The sequence below is a fragment of the uncultured Oribacterium sp. genome (assembly GCF_902481605.1).
In the GTDB taxonomy this organism is placed as follows: Bacteria; Bacillota; Clostridia; order Lachnospirales; family Lachnospiraceae; genus Oribacterium; species Oribacterium sinus.
Map to the genome: position 1 here is coordinate 35,176 of NZ_CABSXI010000001.1, position 19,907 is coordinate 55,082.

Below are 19,907 nucleotides of genomic sequence, written 5' to 3' on the forward strand. Positions count from 1 at the left end.
AAATATGAGAAAGTTTAACGGAAAAAAAGCAGGAATTATATGTGGTGTGGCATTGGCTTCATTTACCTCCTATGCCCTCCTGGATACCTTCGTAATCCCCCACCCCATGCAGACGGTGTCGGGACAGAACTTAGATTCCAACGGGCTGTCTATAAATGAAGAGGAGAGTACAGAGGCGGAAAATGCCTATGCAGCTAATCAGGATCAGGACGGTTTAAGTTCCAATAACTCCGGACGAAGTGGCTTCAATCAAGATGATTCCGGGCAAAATGGATTTAAGCAAGACGGCTATCATCAGGATGGTGAGAATAACGACAATTACGATGAAAACAGCTCTGATCAGAGCTTTGGCGGAAATGGTGGATTCGATAATGGACAGGGCTTCGGTGGTCCCGGAAATGGCGGCTCCGGCGGACATGGTCAAGGCGGCCCGGGACGGGGAGGACAGGGTAGCTCCGGTAGTACAAGCAGCACAAGTTCCGGAACGGTAATCGGCACGTACTCTGATAGTAAGAGCAAAATTACCGTAACTCAGTATAGAGTCTATGATAGTAATATTTATGTGGCAGATGTGGAGGTAACAGACGGAACAAGTATTCTTTCCGCATTTGCAAACAATACCTATGGAAGAAACATTACCGATACCACTTCCGATATGGCAGAGGAAAACAATGCGGTTTTAGCGATTAACGGAGATTATTATGGAGCAAGACAAAGTGGCTATGTCATTCGAAACGGTGTGGTATACAGAAACCAGGGAAGTAACGGAGAAGATATGGTGATATCCAAGGACGGAAGCCTTTCCTTTATTTCCGAATCCGACACCACTACAGACTCTCTGCTTCAGAAGCAGGCTTGGCAGGTTCTTTCCTTTGGACCGGTTTTGGTAGAGAACGGACAGGTAGCCGTTTCGGAAAATGATGAGGTAGGTATGGCGATGGTCAGCAACCCAAGAACAGCCATCGGCACTGTAGCAAAGAATCATTATCTCTTTGTGGTGTCTGACGGAAGAACTTCTGAAAGTGCGGGATTAAGCCTTTACGAGTTGGCAAACTTTATGAAGTCTTTAGGGGCGACAAATGTCTATAACTTGGATGGCGGTGGATCCTCCACCATGGTGTTCCAGGGAGAGGTAGTCAATAACCCCACCACCAATGGAAACAAGATTTCCGAGAGAGCAGTCAGCGATATTTTGTATATCGGAAAGAATTCATAATACTAATCATAAAGGAGAAAACATGGAAAAGAATCAAGTGGTTTATTATCATTCCTTTAGCGGAAAGGACAATGCAGAAGAAAGGATGGAGAAAATGGAGAAGCTTTATGAAAAAAAAGATGGGCAACTGTCCTGGAAGTCTCTTCTCCCCATTGGCTTGACAACAATCTTTGTCTTTGCTTTTGCGCAGATTTACGGACTTTTCTCCCACGGCGTGTACTCAGCTTTTATGAGCTATGCCTTTTTACTCCCATTAACTCTCATTTTCCTTCCAAAGTTTATCAACCTATGCACAGGCAATCGCCTTTGGAATCTTTCTTTGGAAAATGTAGATGAGGCAGGGGAAAAGAAGTTATTCTTCACCTCTTTGGCATTCTTCCTTTGGAAGAGCGGTGTGGCGGTACTTACGGTAGGCTCCATCTATAAAGGGGTATTGGACATATACGGAACCAGCGGCACTTTTGAATGGATATACTTAGTAGTGGGAATTTTGGCTTTAGTATCCGGAGGAATCAGTGCTTTACTGGTAAAGAAAGCATAAGCTGTAAGGGAAAATGGAAAAGAGCTTGTCGTGTAAGACAAGCTCTTTTTTCGCGTTGGAAGTGTGGTTTAAGACTATAATAATGGATTGGTATTTATAAGTCTATGCAATAAAACTGATAATTTATAAAATAATCCAATTTCTCTCCTGTGGTTCTCTGGCGTATACTCTTCTTCGTTACAGCTTAAAAGAGTGGCTTAAGGAGGGAAAAATGAGAAAAAGCTTAAAGTTCGTGTTGCTCTTGGGAACAGTAGGAGTGCTGATGGCTGCCTGCGGAAATAAGGCATCAAGCAATGTGGAGAGTAGTGCAAAGGGTACCGAGCAAAGTACGGAATTTGTTGCCGCTACAGAGAAGAGCACGGAGAAGGAGACGGAAAAGGCAGAGGTTTCCGAAAAGAAGACGGTAGAGGGAACGGTAAACAATACCGTTGACTTATCCAAGTATGAAAAAGGAAAGAAGGTTCGCCTTTGGATTCCTGTGCCGCAAAGCAGTGAGTATCAGACTGTTGAGGACGTAAAGTATGATGCCGGAAATGCTAAGGCGGAAATGAATACAGACGACTGGGGCAATCAGATGCTTTATGTTGAATGGGATGAAAATGCCGAGCCCGCCGATAGAGTGGTTAAGCTGGATTTACAGGTAAAGAGAGAAGAAATTGTAAGCCCTGAATTAAAGGAGGATGAGAAGGCGGAGCTTCCGGAGGATGTGAAGAAGTATCTGGAGCCTTCCAAGAATCTTCCCTTAAATGACCAGGTGAAGAACAAGGCCGCAGAAGTAACCGAAGGAAAGACCACAGATTTAGAAAAGGCAAGAACTATCTATGACTGGGTTATTGCCAATATGAATCGAGATGAGAGCGTGAAGGGTTGTGGTGAGGGAGACGTTTGTGCGCTTCTAGATACCACCATGACCGGAAAATGTACCGATATTAACTCCATGTTTGTAGCCCTTTGCCGTGCATCCGGAATTCCTGCCAGAGAGCATTTCGGAATCCGTATCAATGCGGAGGATATCACGAAGAATCAGCACTGCTGGGCAGAGTTTTATTTAAAGGGAACAGGTTGGGTTTCCGCAGATCCCGCCGATGTGTTAAAGGCTGTTTTAAAGAATAATTGGACAAAAGATCAGGCAGAAACCAAGGAGAAGCAGGAATACTACTTTGGTAACTGCGATGCAGAGCGTATGATTTTGTCCGATGGAAGAGACCTTACCTTGAACCCTGCACAGGATGGAGAGGCTTTAAATGATTTCGGCTATCCATACGCAGAGGTTGGCGGAGTAAAGCTTGATAACTACACTCCGGATCAATTCGTTTATACCTACAGCTTTGCAAAGAAGGCATAATGTAGTAAAGAAGAGCGTACAAATCAGAATGCTTCTACTGAAAAGCTTCTACTGAAACACTTCTATTGAAACACTTCTATTGAAACACGCTACTAAATAGTATCAAAAACATGTAAAAAAGCATTTCCATTTTCTTTCTGTATAGAGGTTTTGGAGATGCTTTTTTCTTTTTAGAAAAGTCTTGGAAGAGATGCCTTTCTTTCAGAAAGTGAATATCAATAGAGTAAAGATTTTTTCAGTTGATAAAGAAATAAAAAAAGAGTAATCAATACCCCTTCGTGAACATTCGCAGGTCTTTTTTCCGCTACAATAGAGTGCTATACTGGTAGCAGAATTCCAAAGGGGGACGACAAAATGAATACAGCGCTTTCTGCAAAGGTGAAGGATATTATTATGGTAAATGTGGGCATAGTGATTGTGGCTGCTGCCGTTTTCTTCTTTCAGGTGCCCAGTCATGTGGCAGTATCTTCGATTTCCGGTCTGGCCATTGTGCTTCATCATTTTCTGCCCTTTTCCGTGGCGACTTTAGTGATGGCTTTAAATATTATCCTGCTGATCATGTCCTATTTTTTTGTGAGTCACGCATTTGCCTATAAAACAGCCTATGGCACCATCATGCTGCCGGCGGTGTTGCTTTTATTTGAAAAGCTTTTTCCCAATAATCAATCTATAACAGGGGATGTTTTTTTAGATGTGGTAGCTTACATTTTCTTTGTCAGCATCGGACTTTCTATTCTCTTTAATCGAAATACCTGTTCAGGAGGCTTGGATGTGGTAGCAAAGATGATGCAGAAATATCTACACATGGATGTGGGACAAGCCATGGGACTTGCGGGGCTTTGTATTTCCCTCCTATCCATCTTTGCCTTTGATGCAAAAAGCGTGATTTTATCGGTGTTAGGCACCTATTTTAACGGAATCCTTTTGGACCATTTTATCTTTGGGCAGACCATTAAAAAGAGAGTTTGCGTGATTACCACCGAGGAAAAGGCGGCTATTCTTACAGAATTTATTTTGAATCGCATCCATAGCGGCATGAGTATCTATGACATTATGGGAGCCTACAGTCATGAGATGAAGAAGGAGATTGTGGCGGTGGTGGATCGGCAGGAATATCAGAAGCTGATGGCCTTTTTGGAGAAGGAAGATCCGAAGGCGTTTATTACCGTTTATAATGTGGCGGAGATTCATTATACGCCGAAGAAGTGGTAGGAAAAATAGTAGAGTTGATGAGTTGCAGGCAGGGGAAATAAGAATTTCTTAGACATTTCACTTAGGCATTTCAACACTTATTGACACGGAAATATAAAAAGACTAATATGAATTTAAACAAAATGCGGCACAATCCAAAATATGCCGCATTTTGTTTAAAAAAAGATATGTATATGGATAATAGATGTAGAGGTAGTTGAGATGGAAAAATATTCAAAAGTTTCCAACGACCAATTGATTTTTTCAATTCAAGAACTAAAAGATAAAGGCTTGTCATATTACAAAATCAGCCAATTGGTTAAACAAGGAATCCTCATAAAACTAAATAAGAAATATTATGAAAATACGAATTTTGATGGAGAAGAGTCTGACTTCTATTATGCTTATGCGTATGTACCAAATGGCGTCATTTGTCTTCTGAGCGCCGCTGTTCATTATAACCTGTCTACTTATCGTCCGGATGCCATAGATATAGCAATTCCAAGAAAAGCAAGGGTGTCGACTCTTCCGGAATGGCCGGAATTAAAAATATACTATTTTACAGAGGAACGTTTTTCTGTAGGTGCAGAAATCATAGAAGTTGGTAAAAATAAGTTTCGTATTTATGATATAGAGAAAACGGTTGTGGATATCGTGTTTTATAGAGAAAAAATGGGTGTTGAGGAAACAAAGGAAGTTCTTAGCAATTATCTTCATAGAAAAGATCGTAATTTGAATAAGCTGATTCGATATGCAGAAATGCTCAAGTGTAAGGATATTATAAACAAGTATCTGGAGGTACTGGTATGATAAGTGCAATATCAGTAAAAGACAGGTTGAAGAAGCAGGCGATTGAAGAAAAGAAGACTATGCAGGACAAAATTGTAATGTATGGACTGGAAAGAACCATTTATAGATTGTCAATATCAAAGTATGCGGAGCGATTTACTTTAAAGGGCGGAATTTTCTTATATGCATTATTCAATGGAGACTATACTCGTGCTACTACTGATATTGACCTTTTGGCACAATGCATTTCAAACGATGTAGAAGAGATGAAAAAGGTATTTAAAGAAATCTTTTCTATAAAGTGTGATGATGCACTACGCTTTGACTTGAATACATTAGATGTAATCTACATCACTGAGTTTAAGGAGTATCATGGAGTCAAGGTTTCTATTCTAGGATATCTTGATAAAACTAAAGTGCCCATATCTATAGATATCGGCTTCGGAGATATAGTCTATCCCGAAAGAATGAAAATGGATTTTCCTGTACTGTTGGATATGGATATTCCTAAAGTGTATGCTTATTCCATTAATTCTGTAGTAGCAGAAAAATTTGAGGCATTTGTTTCTCTCGGGCTTGCCAATAGTAGATATAAGGACTTTTATGATATATATGTTTTGGCTAACAGATATAATTTTGATGGAACAGAACTTATGAATGCGATAAAAGAGACTTTTAATCACCGTGGTACTTCGTTTGATGATATTGCTGCTTTTGAGGATGGATTCGCAGATGATGAAACAAGGCTGATGAGATGGAATTCATTTGTGAAAAAGAAAAAAGCCTTGATAAAACTTGATTTTGAAGAAACAGTACAATTATTAAAAATATTACTGTTTCCTATTGTGGATGCTATAAAAAAGAATGAGTTATTTGAGCGAACTTGGAGTCACGAGAAAAAGATGTGGAGCTAATTGTGCCAAAAAGTGACATCTTGCACTAATTTACCTTATTTCTCTAATATTTCAAAATAATGTAGTTTTTGAGAAAGCGCAGAAAACCTTGCAAAACAGGGCAATCCACGGCACTTTAGGAGGGAAAACACTATGTTAAAAATCTGTTTTGTCTGCCATGGCAACATTTGCCGTAGCCCTATGGCTGAATTTTTATTTAAAAGAATCTTGGAGGAGCATGGAAGAACAGAAGACTTTCAAGTATCTTCTAAAGCCACCTCTTCGGAGGAAATTTATCGTGGACAGGGGAATCCTGTCTATCCTCCGGTACGGGAAATTCTGGAAGGCCTGGGAATGGATTGCAGTAAAAAAAGAGCCTGCCAATTGCAAAAAGAAGACTATGGAAGTTACGATTATTTCATAGGGATGGATGAGCGGAATCAGGAGAATATGAGGCGGATTTTAGGCGGAGACCCCAAAAGCAAGGTTTCCCTCCTTGGAGATTATACCGACCATCCTCATCCCATTGCCGACCCTTGGTATAGCGGAGAATTTCAAGCCTGTTATGAAGATATCCTAGAGGGATGTAGGGGACTATGGGAACAGATTAAAGAGAAGTAAAAAAAGCCGGTGCTGTAGAAATACAGTACCGACTTTTTTATATTTTGTTTAAACCTGTGCGGAATGTGTTTGTTTGTGTGTTTTGCCTAAAATACATGGCAATATTTTGTGTTTTTGCTTATTGATAACTTACATAAGTAGGGTATAATGCAGATAGTTATTTGTTCAGATTTCACAAGAAAGATGGGAGGAAAGCTATGAAAAAAAGAGTTTTATCCGCAGTATTGGCCCTTTCTTTAGGAGCATCTTTACTGGCTTGCGGAGCAAAGAGCGAAGGAAATGCAGGTGGAGATGCTTCTGCTAAGGCGGAGGAAGGAAAGTCCGATGGGGCTTCCGGGGACAAGGCAAAGGGTAATGGAGAAACCCTGACAGTCCTTTATATGTCCGGCGTTTATGCGGATGCTGCAAAGTCCATGGTGGATGAGTTTGAAGAGAAAACCGGTGCCAAGGTAGAGGTCATTGATATGCCATACACCGAGCTTCACCAGAAAATGCTTTTGGACTTCACCAGTGGAGCAGGAACCTATGATGTGATCGATGTAGCCAGCCAGTGGGATGGAGAATTTGCTCCTTACCTTACCGATTTACAGCCCTATATGGAGAAGGATGGCGTAAAGGCTGAGGATTTCATTGACAATGTTATTGCAAACTCCGGAAAGTGGCAGGATAAGTATATCGGAATCCCCAATGCATCCACACCACAGCTTTTTGCTTATCGTACCGACATTTTCCCAAACGGACTTCCTGATACCTGGGAAGAGTACAGAGCAGAGCTTAAGAAGGTAACCAAGAAGGATGAAGGCTTCTATGGAGCCTCCATTTCCGGAATTACCGGCCAGCTTGGCGGTGTGTTTGACTATGTGCTTTGGTCCATGGGCGGTGCTTGGGCTGACGAGAACTGGAAGGTAACCATTGATTCCGAGGAAACCAGAAAGGCTTTAGAGCATTTGAATGCTTTACAGGAATCTTTGGACCCCAACTGGTTAAACTGGGGAACCGATCAGTCCATTCAGGCGTTCTTAAATGGAGATGCAGCAGTTTGTGAGACCTGGCCTACATTAGGTTTGGTACAGGATGCTGACAATCCTGAAAAGTCCAAGGTAGTAGGAAAATGGGCATTGTCCGTAATTCCAAAGGAGAAGACAGGAATCACCCTTCTTTCCGCATGGGACTGCGCAATTCCGGAAGGCTCCAAGAACAAGGATTTGGCTTGGGAGTGGATTAAGATGTACACCAGCTTAGACAAGCAGAAGGAGTTCTATGACAATCACGGCATTCTTTCTCCGAGAAAGGCTTTCTGGGAAGAGGATGGCATCAAGGGAACTTATATGGATACCGTTCGTGAGGCTTTGGACACTGCAAATATGTGGTGGAGAGTGGCTGCTTCCACACAGGTGGACACCAGCTTTAACACTTTGATTTCCGCTTACCTTTCCGGACAAAGTGACTTGGAAACTACCGTGAAGGAAATGCAGGCTGCTGTGGAAGAAGCCTTGCAGCAGGCTCCTCCTGAAGAGGGAACCAAGAACTATAATCATTAATCTATTTTGTAGAGAAGTATTTTTTGCTTATCTCAAAAAAACAGTTTTAAAAAGAATATGCTAGAAAGTTAGAGGAATACAGTATGAATGGCACAGAAATAAGAAAAGGAAATAGAGGTAGAGGAGAAAGGCTGTGGTCTTGGCTTTTCCTGCTTCCTACCATTTTATTCTTAGGCTTTACGGCCTTGTTACCCCTACTGTATTCCCTCTATCTCAGTTTATTTCAATACAAAATCAATCTTCCCAATGCCGTTCCCAAGTTCATCGGCATTGGGAATTATCTTCGGATGCTTCAAGACAAAAACTTGGGGGTAAGTGTGGGGAACACCGTCCTTTTTGCGGTGGTTTCCGTATCTTTAGAGTTGGTTTTAGGGCTTTTGGCGGCTATGATGCTTTGCGGCACCAAAAGAATTTACCGCATTTTTACTTCTTTGCTCTTGATTCCTATGATTATGGCTCCTGTAGCCATTGGTACACTGTTTCGTATGATGTTGGACGGCAGTACGGGAATCATCAATTACCTCTTACATTTTGTGGGTGTACCCCAAATGAACTGGCTGAGTAATCCAAAAACGGCTATGCCGGCAGTGATTTTTGTCAATGTCTGGCAGTTGATTCCCTGGGTCTGCATCATTACCATGGCAGGGCTTAAGTCACTTCCGCAGGATGCGCTGGAAGCGGCCAGGGTAGATGGGGCGAAAAATCACCATATCTTTTTCCAAATCGTGCTTCCCATGATTAGTCCCTTACTGATTATTGTTTTAATGCTACGTTTCGTGGATGCTTTCAAGGTGTTTGACACCATCTATACTATGACCAATGGCGGTCCGGGAAATGCTACGGAAATGTTGCCGAACTATATTTACAAGCAAGGCTTAAAGTTCTTTGATGCCGGCTATACGGCGGCTCTGGCCATGGCCTTCGTTTTCTCCATGACCATTGTCAGTTTCCTTTTCCTTCGCTGGAGAAAAGCGGTGGAGGAGCGGGTTTTGTAGTGCATAGGGACAGCAAGATAACTTGTATCATGAAGTCGATTGCTCCTATTAAAGACGGTTTTGGAAATAGGAATGTGAAAATAATCTGTGAAAGCAGTGTATCAATATAATTTTACTTGGTGATTTATCAAAGGGTTTAAAGGAAGAAAATGATGGCTAAGAAACATAGAATAGATGCAAATGATTCCATGGTGCATGAAATATTGGGAAATGTCTGGGGAAGACCTTTTCGTATAGTGTTTACTGCTGTGCTGATGTTGCTGGTTTTGTTTCCCTTATACTGGCTTTTTTCCAGTGCTTTTAAAATTAGGGCGGAGTATTTGGCGAATCCTCCTCTTTTGATTCCCCATGTTTTCACCATGGAAAATATCAAAACAGTGTTGTCTATGAATGGTCTTGGACGACAGTTTATGAATTCCATGATTGTAAGTCTTAGCTCCACTGCCATTTCCCTGCTTTTTGGCTCTATGGCCGCTTATAGTCTGGTGCGAGGAAAGTTCTCTAATTTTACCAGACAGATTTTCGGTCTATGGTTTATGATTCAGAAAATGTATCCGGCCATTGCAACAGCAATTCCTATTTACCTTGTGATGCGGAAGCTACAGCTGATTGATACCTTGCCTGCTCTGATTATTATGAATACCAGCTTTAACCTGCCATTAGTAATCTGGTTAATGATGGGCTTCTTTGCTCAGGTACCTATTGAAATGGAGGAGTCCGCCAGAATTGACGGATGCCATTTCCTGAGTCGTTTCTTCTATGTGGTTTTTCCGGTAACAAAGTCCGGCATTGTGGCGGCAGGAATCCTGGCTTTTGTGGGAGCATGGAATGAATTCCTCTTTGCGGTTATTTTAAGTATCAATAAGTCTAAGACATTGCCCGTAGTTATCGCCGGCTTCATCACCGATAAGGGACTGGATTGGGGGCCTATGGCGGCGACTTCTCTGATCAGCCTGTTACCGGTTTTGGTACTGGTATACCTTTGCCAGAAGCAGTTCGTGGAAGGACTGGCCATGGGAGCGGTGAAGGGGTAGAAGAAGGTGAATCATAATACGAGCGGGCAATAAGGTGGATATTCTTTATGAGAACTAATAGTCGAACAGTGATGATTAAATATTTTTGTGCATTAATGATTTTGACTATTTTATTTCTTTATCTTATTTGCTATCGATTTTCTGTACAAAGGACTTATTCAAAAAAAGTCATTGTTCTCCTCTCCGGTTCTGAGGAGGACATGAGTTGGAACAAGGCAAATATTGATGGTATTAAACTCTATAATGCAAAAAATGATCAGCGAATAGAATATATCGAGAACATAGCAGAGAAAGATTTTGAACGTAAGATTTTACAATATGCTGATCAGGGATATGGTCTCATTATTGGGGCAGGTGCACAATTTAATGACGTTATAGAAGCTACAGCGCCTAAATATAAAAATACCTTGTTTTGTATTATCAATGGTTCGTTTTTAAATCAAAAGAATATAGTCTCTGTTCAAATTAAAGAAGAGGAAGTAGCTTATATCGCTTCCTGTATAGCCGGGAAACTAACGAAAACAGGAGTGTTTGCAAATATTGCAGGATTTCCGAATGAGCCAATGAAGAAAATGTTGGACATTTATGAGAAAAATGCTGTTCGCGTTGCCCGGGAAAGAGGGCTTGGTCAGGCGCACTGTCTAAGGGCATATACCAACAGTTGGGATAATATTGACTTAGGATATAAAATTACAGAACAAGTGTTAGAAGAAAATGCAGACATTGTTCTGGTATATGCTAATAAGGTTTGGCAAGGAAGCCTTAAGGCGCTTCAAGAAGAACCGGGCAAAGCAAATATGATTGGAATTGCTACGAATCAGTGCTCTATAGATGAGAATATTGTTTTGGCATCTGTTATATTTGATTTTGATAAAGTTTACGCATGGATTATGGACGAATATAAAAAGGGGCATCTTGGCAAGCAAAGGGTATATCCACTGGGAATGAGCCAGGATCTTTTTCACGTGCAATATAGTAAGAAAATACGAGGACAAGTAATAGAGGAAATTGATACTGTACAAAAAGACTTGAAAGCAGGACGGATTAACTTGGGCAAGGAGTAACAAATGAGTCTTTGGAAAAAAATGTCATTCACAATTATTGCGGTTATTGTACTTATTACCGGGCTTTGTGGAGTGATTTCTTACAGAACGGTACAAAGTGTAATTATTCAAAATAAAAAAGAAGAAATGGGAAATATGCTGAACCTTATTGATATGAATATAACGCAGCATATAGAAACATTAGATAGATTGATTGACGTTATTAGTGATTTGGTGTTTGCCCCCAATAAAATGATTAATGAGACAGGAGTAAAGATATTTGGAGAAACGGAGCTTTTTATTTTAGAACAGGAAATTAATGTTTTTCCTTCGGTTAAAAATTTATATGCTTTGAATCAACAAGATGAAATTTTTTACCAATATAAGATGAGTCAAATTTCTTTAGAAGAACTTTTCGTTCAATTGGGTGAGGATAAAGTAAAGCAAAATAAAAATATATGGATAAGCCTAGAGGACGGATCCATCTTTTTACTTAGAACGATATGGGTGGAAGGGGAAAAGAAGGGATCAATTGTTCTGGAGTTTAACCCCGAAATATTTATGCAATTACTGATTAATAATTTAAGTACTTTCCATCATCAAATTACTCTTATTACGGATAAAAATGGGAAGGTGATTTGTTCGAATACCAGTGTGCCGGCAGAGTATCTTAATATAGTAAAAGAACGATATGATACCGGAGAACATACCTTTCAATTTAACTGGAGCAACGTTAGCTATTTTGCTTGTGGTCAATACAATGGCGTTACTGGATGGAGACTATTTTCTATTGTTGCTACGAAAGACATTTTTCCGCAATTACAACTGTTAAAAAATAGAGTAATCACAATTACTGTTATATCCGTGCTTATGGGATTTCTAATCAGCTTTCTTCTTGCATGGACGATAACTAAGCCACTGAAAGAGCTTTCCAAGGCTATGGAGAAAGCACAAAGTGGTAACTTTGACATTCAGGTTCATACGAAACAAAAGGATGAAATTGGAAGCTTAATTCAATCCTACAATTTTATGCTGGGTGAAATTAAAAGGCTTATTCATGTGGTTACGGAAGAAAAGATGGCGCAGAAGACAGCAGAATTAAATGCTTTGCAAGCGCAAATCAATCCTCATTTTTTGTACAATACTTTAGATACTATCAATTGGATGCTTTTAGCCAGAGGAGAGGACGATATTAGCGATTTGATTGTTCGTTTGGGAGAATTGTTAAAGTACTCTATATCAGGTGCAAATACATTAGTGCCTTTGCAAGAAGAAGTAAGATACATTAGAAATTATTTAGAAATTCAGAAGTGTAGAATGGAGGAACGTTTGGAATATGCTATTTCCATAGAGGAAGCATGCAATGCGTATCCTTGTCCTAAGCTTCTCCTGCAGCCTCTTGTAGAAAATGCAATAAAACATGGTTTAGAACCTTTGGCGCGAGGAGGTAAAGTTTGTATTATTGCCGCAATAGATCAAGGAGAGTTGAAAATTACTGTTATTGACGATGGGCAAGGAATGGAAGCAGAAAAGATACAAGATATACGTTTGGATAAGCGTGTTGGCCTTAATAATGTGGAGAAACGAATCAAGTTAATTTACGGACAGAACTATGGTTTGAGAATTCATTCTCAAAAGAATAATGGGACCACAGTGGAAATTCATCTTCCGTTAATAGTAGAGGAGATTTTTCATGAAGATTATGATTGTAGATGATGAACCGAAAATTAGACAAGGACTTAGGGCTTTACTTTCCGGTCAAGAAGGAATGGAAGTAGTAGGGGCTTATGAAAGTGCTATTTCTGCATTACTCGCTATTTCGGAGAAAAACCCTGATGTTCTCATTACAGATATAAGAATGCCAGAGTGCAATGGCTTGGATTTTATAGAAAAAATAAGAGAGAAAGATGAGCGCATAAAGATTATTATCCTTAGTGGCTATAGCGAGTTTTCTTATGCACAGCGGGCTATTAAATATGGTGTATATAGATATCTCACAAAGCCGACTAATCCAAGAGAACTTCTTATGGCTTTAAGAGAGCTTGGTTTTAATACACGAAAGAATGATGGAGAAGCAGTTGAAAAAAATGTATTTTCAGAAAATTTCGAGGTGGGAAATTATTTAGTTAGAGAAGCGATGAATTATATTGAAGTGCATTATGCAGAAAAAATAGGACTCAAGAGTATAGCAGATGTTTTGCATATTTCTCCAAACTATTTATCGGACTTGTTTCGCTTACATTTGAAAGATAATTTTTCAGATTATCTTTTAGCTTTTCGATTAAAAAAAGCTTGTTTGTTTTTGGAGTTGCCACAATATAAAGTGGCAGATGTTTCTCAAATGGTTGGGTTTAAAGACGCGACTTATTTTAGTACAGTATTTAAAAAAGCATACAATGCTACTCCATTAGAGTACAAAAATACTGCAAAAAAACTATATTAATGATATATTTTTCGAAAAATGTATACATAATATATGTAAAATAAATAAAAGTGATAAAATATATGTAGAAAACAAATAAAATCAGTAACTTATCATATATTCAATAAAAAACAAAATAGATATACTGTTCATAAATACAAGTACAGAAAAAAAGGAGGGTTACCTTATGAAAAAGAATCGTTTGTTTTTTTCTGCAACCTTAGCATTATTGGCATCTATGATGGTTGCTTGCGGCGGTGGAGCTGCAAAATCTGAGTCGAAGGTCGAGAATGGTGAACAACAGAATGCCGAGAAGACAGATTCGGAATATTCCGGCATGAAGATTGTTTTAATTCTTCCCGGAAGCATAGATGATCAGAGCTGGAATGCCAGCAATAATGCCGGAGCAAAACAATGCGATAAAGAACTGGGAACCAAGATTGAGGTGGTTGAGTCTGTTCCTGTAGAGGAATTTGAGCAGACCTTCACAGAATACGGTGAAAAGGGATATGACCTGGTAATGGCTGCCGGAAGTCAGTTTGATGAAGCTTGTGCAGCAGTAGCGCCTCAATATGAAAAGACAGTTTACACCATTATCAATGGAACCAAGAGTGATTCGGATAATATGGTTCCGGTTTTCCCAAAAGAATATGAAGGTTCCTATATTGCGGGAGTCATTGCCGGATACACTACGGAGAATGGAAACTTTGCAACTATGGGAGGAGAGTCTAATCTGGCCATGGTACACCTTTTGGATACTTATGAAGGGATAGCTGTGGCAACCGTAAAAGAAAGGGGATTAGCTGATGCAAAGGCAAATCGTTCATTCTTGAATACCTGGACCGATGTATCAATCGGAAAGGCAATGGCTTCACAAATGATTGATAATGGCGCTGATACAGTGTTCTGCTACTCCAACGAGGCGACTTCCGGTGCAATTCAGGCAACAGCTGAAAAAAAGGCAAAATTCGTAGGATTTGCAGCGAACAAGAATGAGGAAAGTGATTGTGTAGTGGCATCCGTAAGCATGAATTGGGCCAATGTATATCCTTGGATTATTAAGGGCATCAAAAGTGGAGAATTAAAAGGTGCTCAAGAGGTGGGGGTAAAAGAAGGTGTGTTTGAAACTATCTTTACTGACCAGTGCTCTGAGGAATGTAAGAAGGCAGTTGAGAAAGCTACAGAAGAAATTACAAATGGAAAAATAGACTTTAAGCAGTATTTTTCTGAATAGATTTATAAAAAGGCAGTGTTAATCTAACGCTGCCTTTTTCATAAAAATCCTTAGGAGATGCATTATATGGGAAAAAATATTATTGTTGAATTAAAACATATCAACAAACGTTTTGCCAAGGTTTTGGCAAATGATGATGTATCTATGGTGATTAAAGAGGGAGAAGTAGTTGCTCTCTTAGGGGAGAATGGTGCCGGAAAAAGTACCATCATGAAAATCTTATACGGACTTTACCATGCCACAGAAGGAGAGATTTTCATTAATCAGAAAAAGGTAGAAATTCGCTCTCCTAAAGAGGCGATGGCTTGTGGAATTGCTATGATTCAACAGCACTTTTCCTTGGTAGAGGCACATACGGTTACCGAGAATATAATATTGGGGCATTGCAAAGGTAGGATTGATTTCACAGAAAAAGAAAAACAGATTCAAGCCCTTGCTGACCAATATCACTTTGATGTTCCTGCAGGGGAATTGGTGAAGAATTTGACGGTTGGTGTACAGCAAAAAGTTGAAATTTTAAAGGCACTCTACCTAAATGCAAAAATTATTATTATGGATGAACCCACAGCAGTACTTACACCCCAGGAAGCGGATGTGTTAATGGGATTTGTCCGAGACTATGTAGCGAAGGGAAATTCGATTGTATTTATTACCCATAAGATGAAAGAGGTTTTAGAAGTATCGGATCGAATCATTGTACTGCGAAATGGAAAAATAAGTGGAACGATAGAAGAAGGGGAGATTCGGACGGTTAAAGAGTCAGAGTTAGTCAATCTGATGATTGGACATGACTTGGAAATTATAAAAGCGCCAACAATGACGGGGACAGATAATCGGAAAAATAGATTAGAGGTAGAACATGTATCTTTAAAATCTAAAGATAATATTCCATTACTGGATAATGTTTCATTTTCGATTAAAGAAGGAGAAATTCTTGGTTTTGCAGGTGTTTCCGGAAATGGACAGCAGGAACTTTGCGAAGCGATTTATGGTGCAAGAAAACTTCATGCAGGAAAGGTGATTCTTGACGGAGAAGAGATTAGCCAATTAGCGGTAAAAGAAAGAATCGAAAAGGGAATAGGATACTTAGCGTCGGATCGTTACAGGTATGGAATGATTTCCGGAATGACACTCTCTGAGAATATTCTTTTAAAAGCCAGTTATCTTAAAAACTGGGTTAAAAATGGAATCATAAAATGGAAAGAATTGAACAATTATACGGAGAATATTATTCAGGAATATAAGGTTAAGGCTCCTGACCATGAAGTTGTGATTGGTAGCTTGTCTGGGGGGAATCAACAAAAAGTTGTCGTGGCCAGAGAAGTGGATAGAGGAGAAAAGTTGATTATATTTGATCAACCTACAAGAGGCTTAGACCTTGGGGCGATTAACTATGTACACAAAACCATTATGAGAGAAAAGAGTAAGGGAAAGAGCATTTTACTGGTATCTACAGAGCTATCGGAAATCTTTGCTCTTTCCGATAGGATTGCTATTTTATACAAAGGGAAAATCATGGGGATTTTTCAAAATGGAGAGCTTAGCACAGAACAGATAGGATTGTTAATGGCAGGCTATGAATTGAAGGAGGCGTAAATGAAAAAGAAAGAGATTCTTTGTGATTTTTTACTTTGGATTCTTTTCGCAATCCTTTTAGGTCTGACAATCAGCTTTAGTTTTTTACCTTTATTATCAGTGAATCCTTTTCAGGCTCTTACGGTAATGTTTTCAGAAACATTTTCCAGCACATATAATATGGGAAATATTCTGATTAAAACGGCTCCTCTTATTTTAACCGGTTTGGCTTTTACGTTCACCTATAAAGCGAATCTGTATAATATTGGAGCGCAGGGGCAGTTCTATTCCGGCTGCATTTGTGCATCGGCAGTATCTTTAGCACTGGGAGGGAAACTTCCAGGACCAATTGTAATTCTTTTGGCAGGAATGGCTGCTATTTTGGGCGGTGCTGTTGTTGGATTTATAATTGGATTTTTAAAGGCAAAATTCAATGCTAATGAATTTTTGATTAGTATGATGTCCACCTATGTTATCCAATATGTTATGCAGTTATTGCTCAGAACCAGTTTACAGGAATCAAAACATGAGTATTTGAAAACAGACTATTTGGATAAAAGCACCTGGCTGCCAAAAATCATTCCGGGCACCTCTGTTTCCTTGGGAATTGTGATTTCTTTGCTGGTTGCGGTATTGGTTTGGTATGTACTTTATAAGACTTCTTTAGGATTTAGAATTCGGGCAACCGGTTTAAATCAGGATGCTGCCAGAATGTCCGGAATCAGTCCTCAACATCAATATATGCTTGCCTTCGCCATTAGTGGTGCTATTGCAGGACTTGCAGGACTGGTGGAAATCAATGGAATGCAGCATATGCTTCTTACCGGTTTTGATACGCAGATAGGATCTTACGGAATCGGAATCGCTATTTTAGCCAATGCTCACCCACTTGCGGTTGTACCGGCTTCTCTACTATTTGGCTTTTTGCAAGTTGGAGGAACGGCATTGGGACATTCAACGGATGCTCCTGCCAGTGTAATTGATCTGCTACAGGGTTTTGTAATGCTCTTCGTGCTTATGTCTTTCTACTTTAGAAGAAAGGCTGAATTAAATAAGCTTAAGAAAAAGAGAATCGTGACAGAGGAGGCCTAGAATGAACAATATAACAAGCCTTTTGGCAAGAGCATTTTTTATGAGTACCCCTCTTATTCTTGGTGCGCTTGGAGAGGTGATTGCAGAGAGAACAGGAATGATGGTTACCGCTGTAGAGGGAATATTTCTCATAGGAGCATGGGGAGGATTCATAGGAGCATACATTAGTGGGAATCTATATCTTGGATTTTTGCTGGCTATGGTGTGTGGCCTCATGGTTGCGCTTCTCTATGCTTTAACCACTGTATATATGAACCAGCATCAAATTGTAATGGGAACAGCAATTTCCATTTTAGTAACAGGGTTTTGTACTTTTTTCTATCGAGTTATTTTTGGCATTCAGACTACCCCTTTGAAAGTAGAGGTGCTTTCCACAATACAGATCCCTGTGCTAAGTCAAATCCCTTTTATTGGTAAAATTCTATTTTCCCAAAATATTATTACCTATCTGGCATATCTATTGATTCCGATTATTTTATTTGTGATGAATCATACAGCATTGGGACTTACCCTTAGATCCTGTGGAGAGAATCCGGAAGCCGTTGATACCGCAGGAATAGATATATTAAAGATTCGTTTTGCGGCAGTAGCCGTCGCCGGTTGTTTGGGAGGAATTGCAGGTGCGTACTACTCTTTATGTAATGTGGGGATGTATACATCTGAAATCATTAGTGGGCGCGGTTGGATTGCTTTTGGAATTTGCTTTTTAGGAAACTGGAACCCGGTAGGAGCACTGATTTTCGGCACTGTATTTGGCGTATCAGAGGCTATTGGAGTTTATGTAAAATCTTTGGGGGTGAGCACCATGCCCAGTGAACTCTTTAGTGCACTGCCTTATGTTTTAGTGATTGTTCTAACGGTTTGTAGGAAAGATCTCAGAGCGCCAAATAAGCTGGGACAGAATTATGTGAAAGAGAATTAGTGTATAGAGTTTTGGCATCCATACCAAGCATTTGCTTGGTACAACAATATTTTCATAACAAAGGAGGATATGGTATGAAAAGAAAAGAACGTCTATTTCTAAGTCTTTCACTTGTGGCAGGAATGGCATTGTCCGCCTGTGGAGGAGCTACACAAGAGACCAAAGATTCTGCTTCACAAGCTCAGATGGAGACAAAAGCTGAAGAAGCAGGGAAAACAGAAGAGACAACAAATGGAACCGGAACAGTGGATAACCCTGAAGAGGTTACTGTTCCTGCGGGTACTTTAAGTTTTTGGTCCTTATTTACCGGAGGAGATGGAGATTGGTTTAAACAAATAAAAGATCAATATAATCAAACTAATCCTAAAAATCCGGTGGAGATCATTACGCTTGTTTGGGATGATTATTATACGAAGTTACAGACAGCTGTAGCTGCCGGAAAAGGTCCTGACATTGGTATCTCTCATGTTTCTAAACTATATGAGCTTTCCCAGAGTGGTGTTGCGGAGCCATTAGATGATTATTTGAAGAAACTGAACATTGATTTATCAAAGGACTATCAGAAATCCAGTCTTGACTCCGTAAGCATTGATGGAAAAATCTATGCCATTCCTTTGGATACTCATGCTGAGGTAATGTATTACAACACCAGCCTTCTGGAAGAAGCGGGAGTTACGGAAGAGGAACTTCTTAATGTGAAGGATATGGAGGGATTTAAGGATATTTTAAAGCGATGCAAAGAAAAATTACCTGCTGAAATATCTCCATTGGGATTAACACAGTCCGGCGATGATCCCTTTAGAACTTGGTATGCAATTTATTTCCAAATGGGTGGAAAGGATTTCATCAATGCAGAAGGAAAGAATACAATAGATGTAGAAGTTGGTAAAAAAGCGCTGGAGGAATTAGAAGTACTTTATAAAGAGGGCTATATTCTTCTCGGTATTGATGATAGCCAGGCTTTATTCCAATCCGGCAAAGCGGCTATACTTTTTGGCGGCACTTGGTTAACCGGAGCGTACGAGCAGACGGAAAATCTTAAGTTCAATAACACAACTTTTCCACAATTATTTGGCGATAAGCCATATTGTTGGGCAGATTCCCATACTTTGATTCTTCCCAAAAAAGAAAAAAGAACAGAAGAAGAGACTTTGTCTGCAGTTCAATTTATGGTATATGCGTCAAAAGACGGAGGCATCGTTTGGGCAGGATCCGGACAAATTCCCTCTGCAAATGAAGCTAACCAGAGTGAAGAGTATAAAAAACTCAAAGGATATAATGTGATTTCTGAGTTAGAGTATGCGAAATATGCACCAAAGAGTGAACATTATTATGGCGGAATGAAAAAAGATTTGATGGATGCAGTAGGCGCATATTTAACAGGAAACAGTTCCTTAGATGAAGCCGGAGCTGCTCTTCAAGAGGCTGTGGAAAATAATTTGGATTAAACGTA

General features: G+C 39.8%; 18 protein-coding genes. All 18 read left to right on the forward strand.

Annotated features, from left to right (window positions below; genetic code table 11):
- Window positions 1–4: 4 nt before the first annotated feature.
- The 18 genes from RDQ32_RS00210 to RDQ32_RS00295 all read left to right on the forward strand — a co-directional run bounded on the left by RDQ32_RS00210 (window position 5) and on the right by RDQ32_RS00295 (window position 19,902).
- Window positions 5–1,216, forward strand: a complete 1,212-nt coding sequence (locus RDQ32_RS00210) for a phosphodiester glycosidase family protein (RefSeq protein WP_308578582.1) — start codon at window positions 5–7, stop codon at window positions 1,214–1,216.
- Window positions 1,217–1,238: 22 nt separating this feature from the next.
- Window positions 1,239–1,757, forward strand: a complete 519-nt coding sequence (locus RDQ32_RS00215; RefSeq protein WP_308578583.1) for a hypothetical protein — start codon at window positions 1,239–1,241, stop codon at window positions 1,755–1,757.
- A gap of 211 nt (window positions 1,758–1,968) precedes the next feature.
- The gene (locus RDQ32_RS00220; RefSeq protein ID WP_308578585.1) at window positions 1,969–3,102 is read left to right on the forward strand and encodes a transglutaminase-like domain-containing protein; all 1,134 of its coding nucleotides are present in this window, start codon (window positions 1,969–1,971) and stop codon (window positions 3,100–3,102) included.
- A 354-nt stretch (window positions 3,103–3,456) separates the two neighbouring features.
- A complete protein-coding gene (locus RDQ32_RS00225; RefSeq protein ID WP_308578586.1) occupies window positions 3,457–4,314 on the forward strand; it encodes a YitT family protein in 858 nt (285 codons plus the stop codon).
- 201 nt (window positions 4,315–4,515) lie between these two features.
- Entirely contained in the window at window positions 4,516–5,103 is a 588-nt protein-coding gene (locus RDQ32_RS00230; RefSeq protein ID WP_308578588.1) for a hypothetical protein, read from the forward strand.
- Window positions 5,100–5,996, forward strand: a complete 897-nt coding sequence (locus RDQ32_RS00235) for a nucleotidyl transferase AbiEii/AbiGii toxin family protein (protein WP_308578589.1) — start codon at window positions 5,100–5,102, stop codon at window positions 5,994–5,996. Before RDQ32_RS00230 ends, RDQ32_RS00235 begins: the two co-directional genes overlap by 4 nt.
- Before the next feature lie 132 nt (window positions 5,997–6,128).
- On the forward strand, window positions 6,129–6,596 hold the full coding sequence (locus tag RDQ32_RS00240; RefSeq protein WP_308578590.1) for a low molecular weight protein-tyrosine-phosphatase: 468 nt from the start codon (window positions 6,129–6,131) through the stop codon (window positions 6,594–6,596).
- A gap of 197 nt (window positions 6,597–6,793) precedes the next feature.
- Window positions 6,794–8,137 carry a sugar ABC transporter substrate-binding protein gene (locus RDQ32_RS00245; protein ID WP_308578592.1) on the forward strand — a complete coding sequence of 448 codons (1,344 nt, stop codon included), beginning with the start codon at window positions 6,794–6,796 and terminating at the stop codon, window positions 8,135–8,137.
- Window positions 8,138–8,220: 83 nt separating this feature from the next.
- Entirely contained in the window at window positions 8,221–9,132 is a 912-nt protein-coding gene (locus RDQ32_RS00250) for a sugar ABC transporter permease (RefSeq protein WP_308578594.1), read from the forward strand.
- 149 nt (window positions 9,133–9,281) lie between these two features.
- Window positions 9,282–10,166, forward strand: a complete 885-nt coding sequence (locus RDQ32_RS00255; RefSeq protein ID WP_330700258.1) for a carbohydrate ABC transporter permease — start codon at window positions 9,282–9,284, stop codon at window positions 10,164–10,166.
- Window positions 10,167–10,261: 95 nt separating this feature from the next.
- Window positions 10,262–11,230: a BMP family protein gene (locus RDQ32_RS00260; protein ID WP_308578735.1), complete on the forward strand. Its 969-nt coding sequence runs from the start codon at window positions 10,262–10,264 to the stop codon at window positions 11,228–11,230.
- A gap of 3 nt (window positions 11,231–11,233) precedes the next feature.
- Window positions 11,234–12,925 carry a histidine kinase gene (locus tag RDQ32_RS00265; protein WP_308578597.1) on the forward strand — a complete coding sequence of 564 codons (1,692 nt, stop codon included), beginning with the start codon at window positions 11,234–11,236 and terminating at the stop codon, window positions 12,923–12,925.
- The gene (locus tag RDQ32_RS00270) at window positions 12,903–13,652 is read left to right on the forward strand and encodes a response regulator (RefSeq protein ID WP_308578600.1); all 750 of its coding nucleotides are present in this window, start codon (window positions 12,903–12,905) and stop codon (window positions 13,650–13,652) included. Before RDQ32_RS00265 ends, RDQ32_RS00270 begins: the two co-directional genes overlap by 23 nt.
- 166 nt (window positions 13,653–13,818) lie before the next feature.
- A complete protein-coding gene (locus RDQ32_RS00275; RefSeq protein WP_308578602.1) occupies window positions 13,819–14,865 on the forward strand; it encodes a BMP family protein in 1,047 nt (348 codons plus the stop codon).
- Between the two features lie 66 nt (window positions 14,866–14,931).
- The gene (locus RDQ32_RS00280) at window positions 14,932–16,461 is read left to right on the forward strand and encodes an ABC transporter ATP-binding protein (protein ID WP_308578605.1); all 1,530 of its coding nucleotides are present in this window, start codon (window positions 14,932–14,934) and stop codon (window positions 16,459–16,461) included.
- On the forward strand, window positions 16,462–17,532 hold the full coding sequence (locus RDQ32_RS00285) for an ABC transporter permease (RefSeq protein ID WP_007157136.1): 1,071 nt from the start codon (window positions 16,462–16,464) through the stop codon (window positions 17,530–17,532). It begins immediately after the preceding gene.
- A 1-nt stretch (window position 17,533) separates the two neighbouring features.
- Window positions 17,534–18,454, forward strand: a complete 921-nt coding sequence (locus RDQ32_RS00290; RefSeq protein WP_308578608.1) for an ABC transporter permease — start codon at window positions 17,534–17,536, stop codon at window positions 18,452–18,454.
- 74 nt (window positions 18,455–18,528) lie between these two features.
- Complete coding sequence (locus RDQ32_RS00295) at window positions 18,529–19,902, forward strand: extracellular solute-binding protein (RefSeq protein WP_308578610.1); 1,374 nt, start codon at window positions 18,529–18,531, stop codon at window positions 19,900–19,902.
- Window positions 19,903–19,907 lie beyond the last annotated feature (5 nt).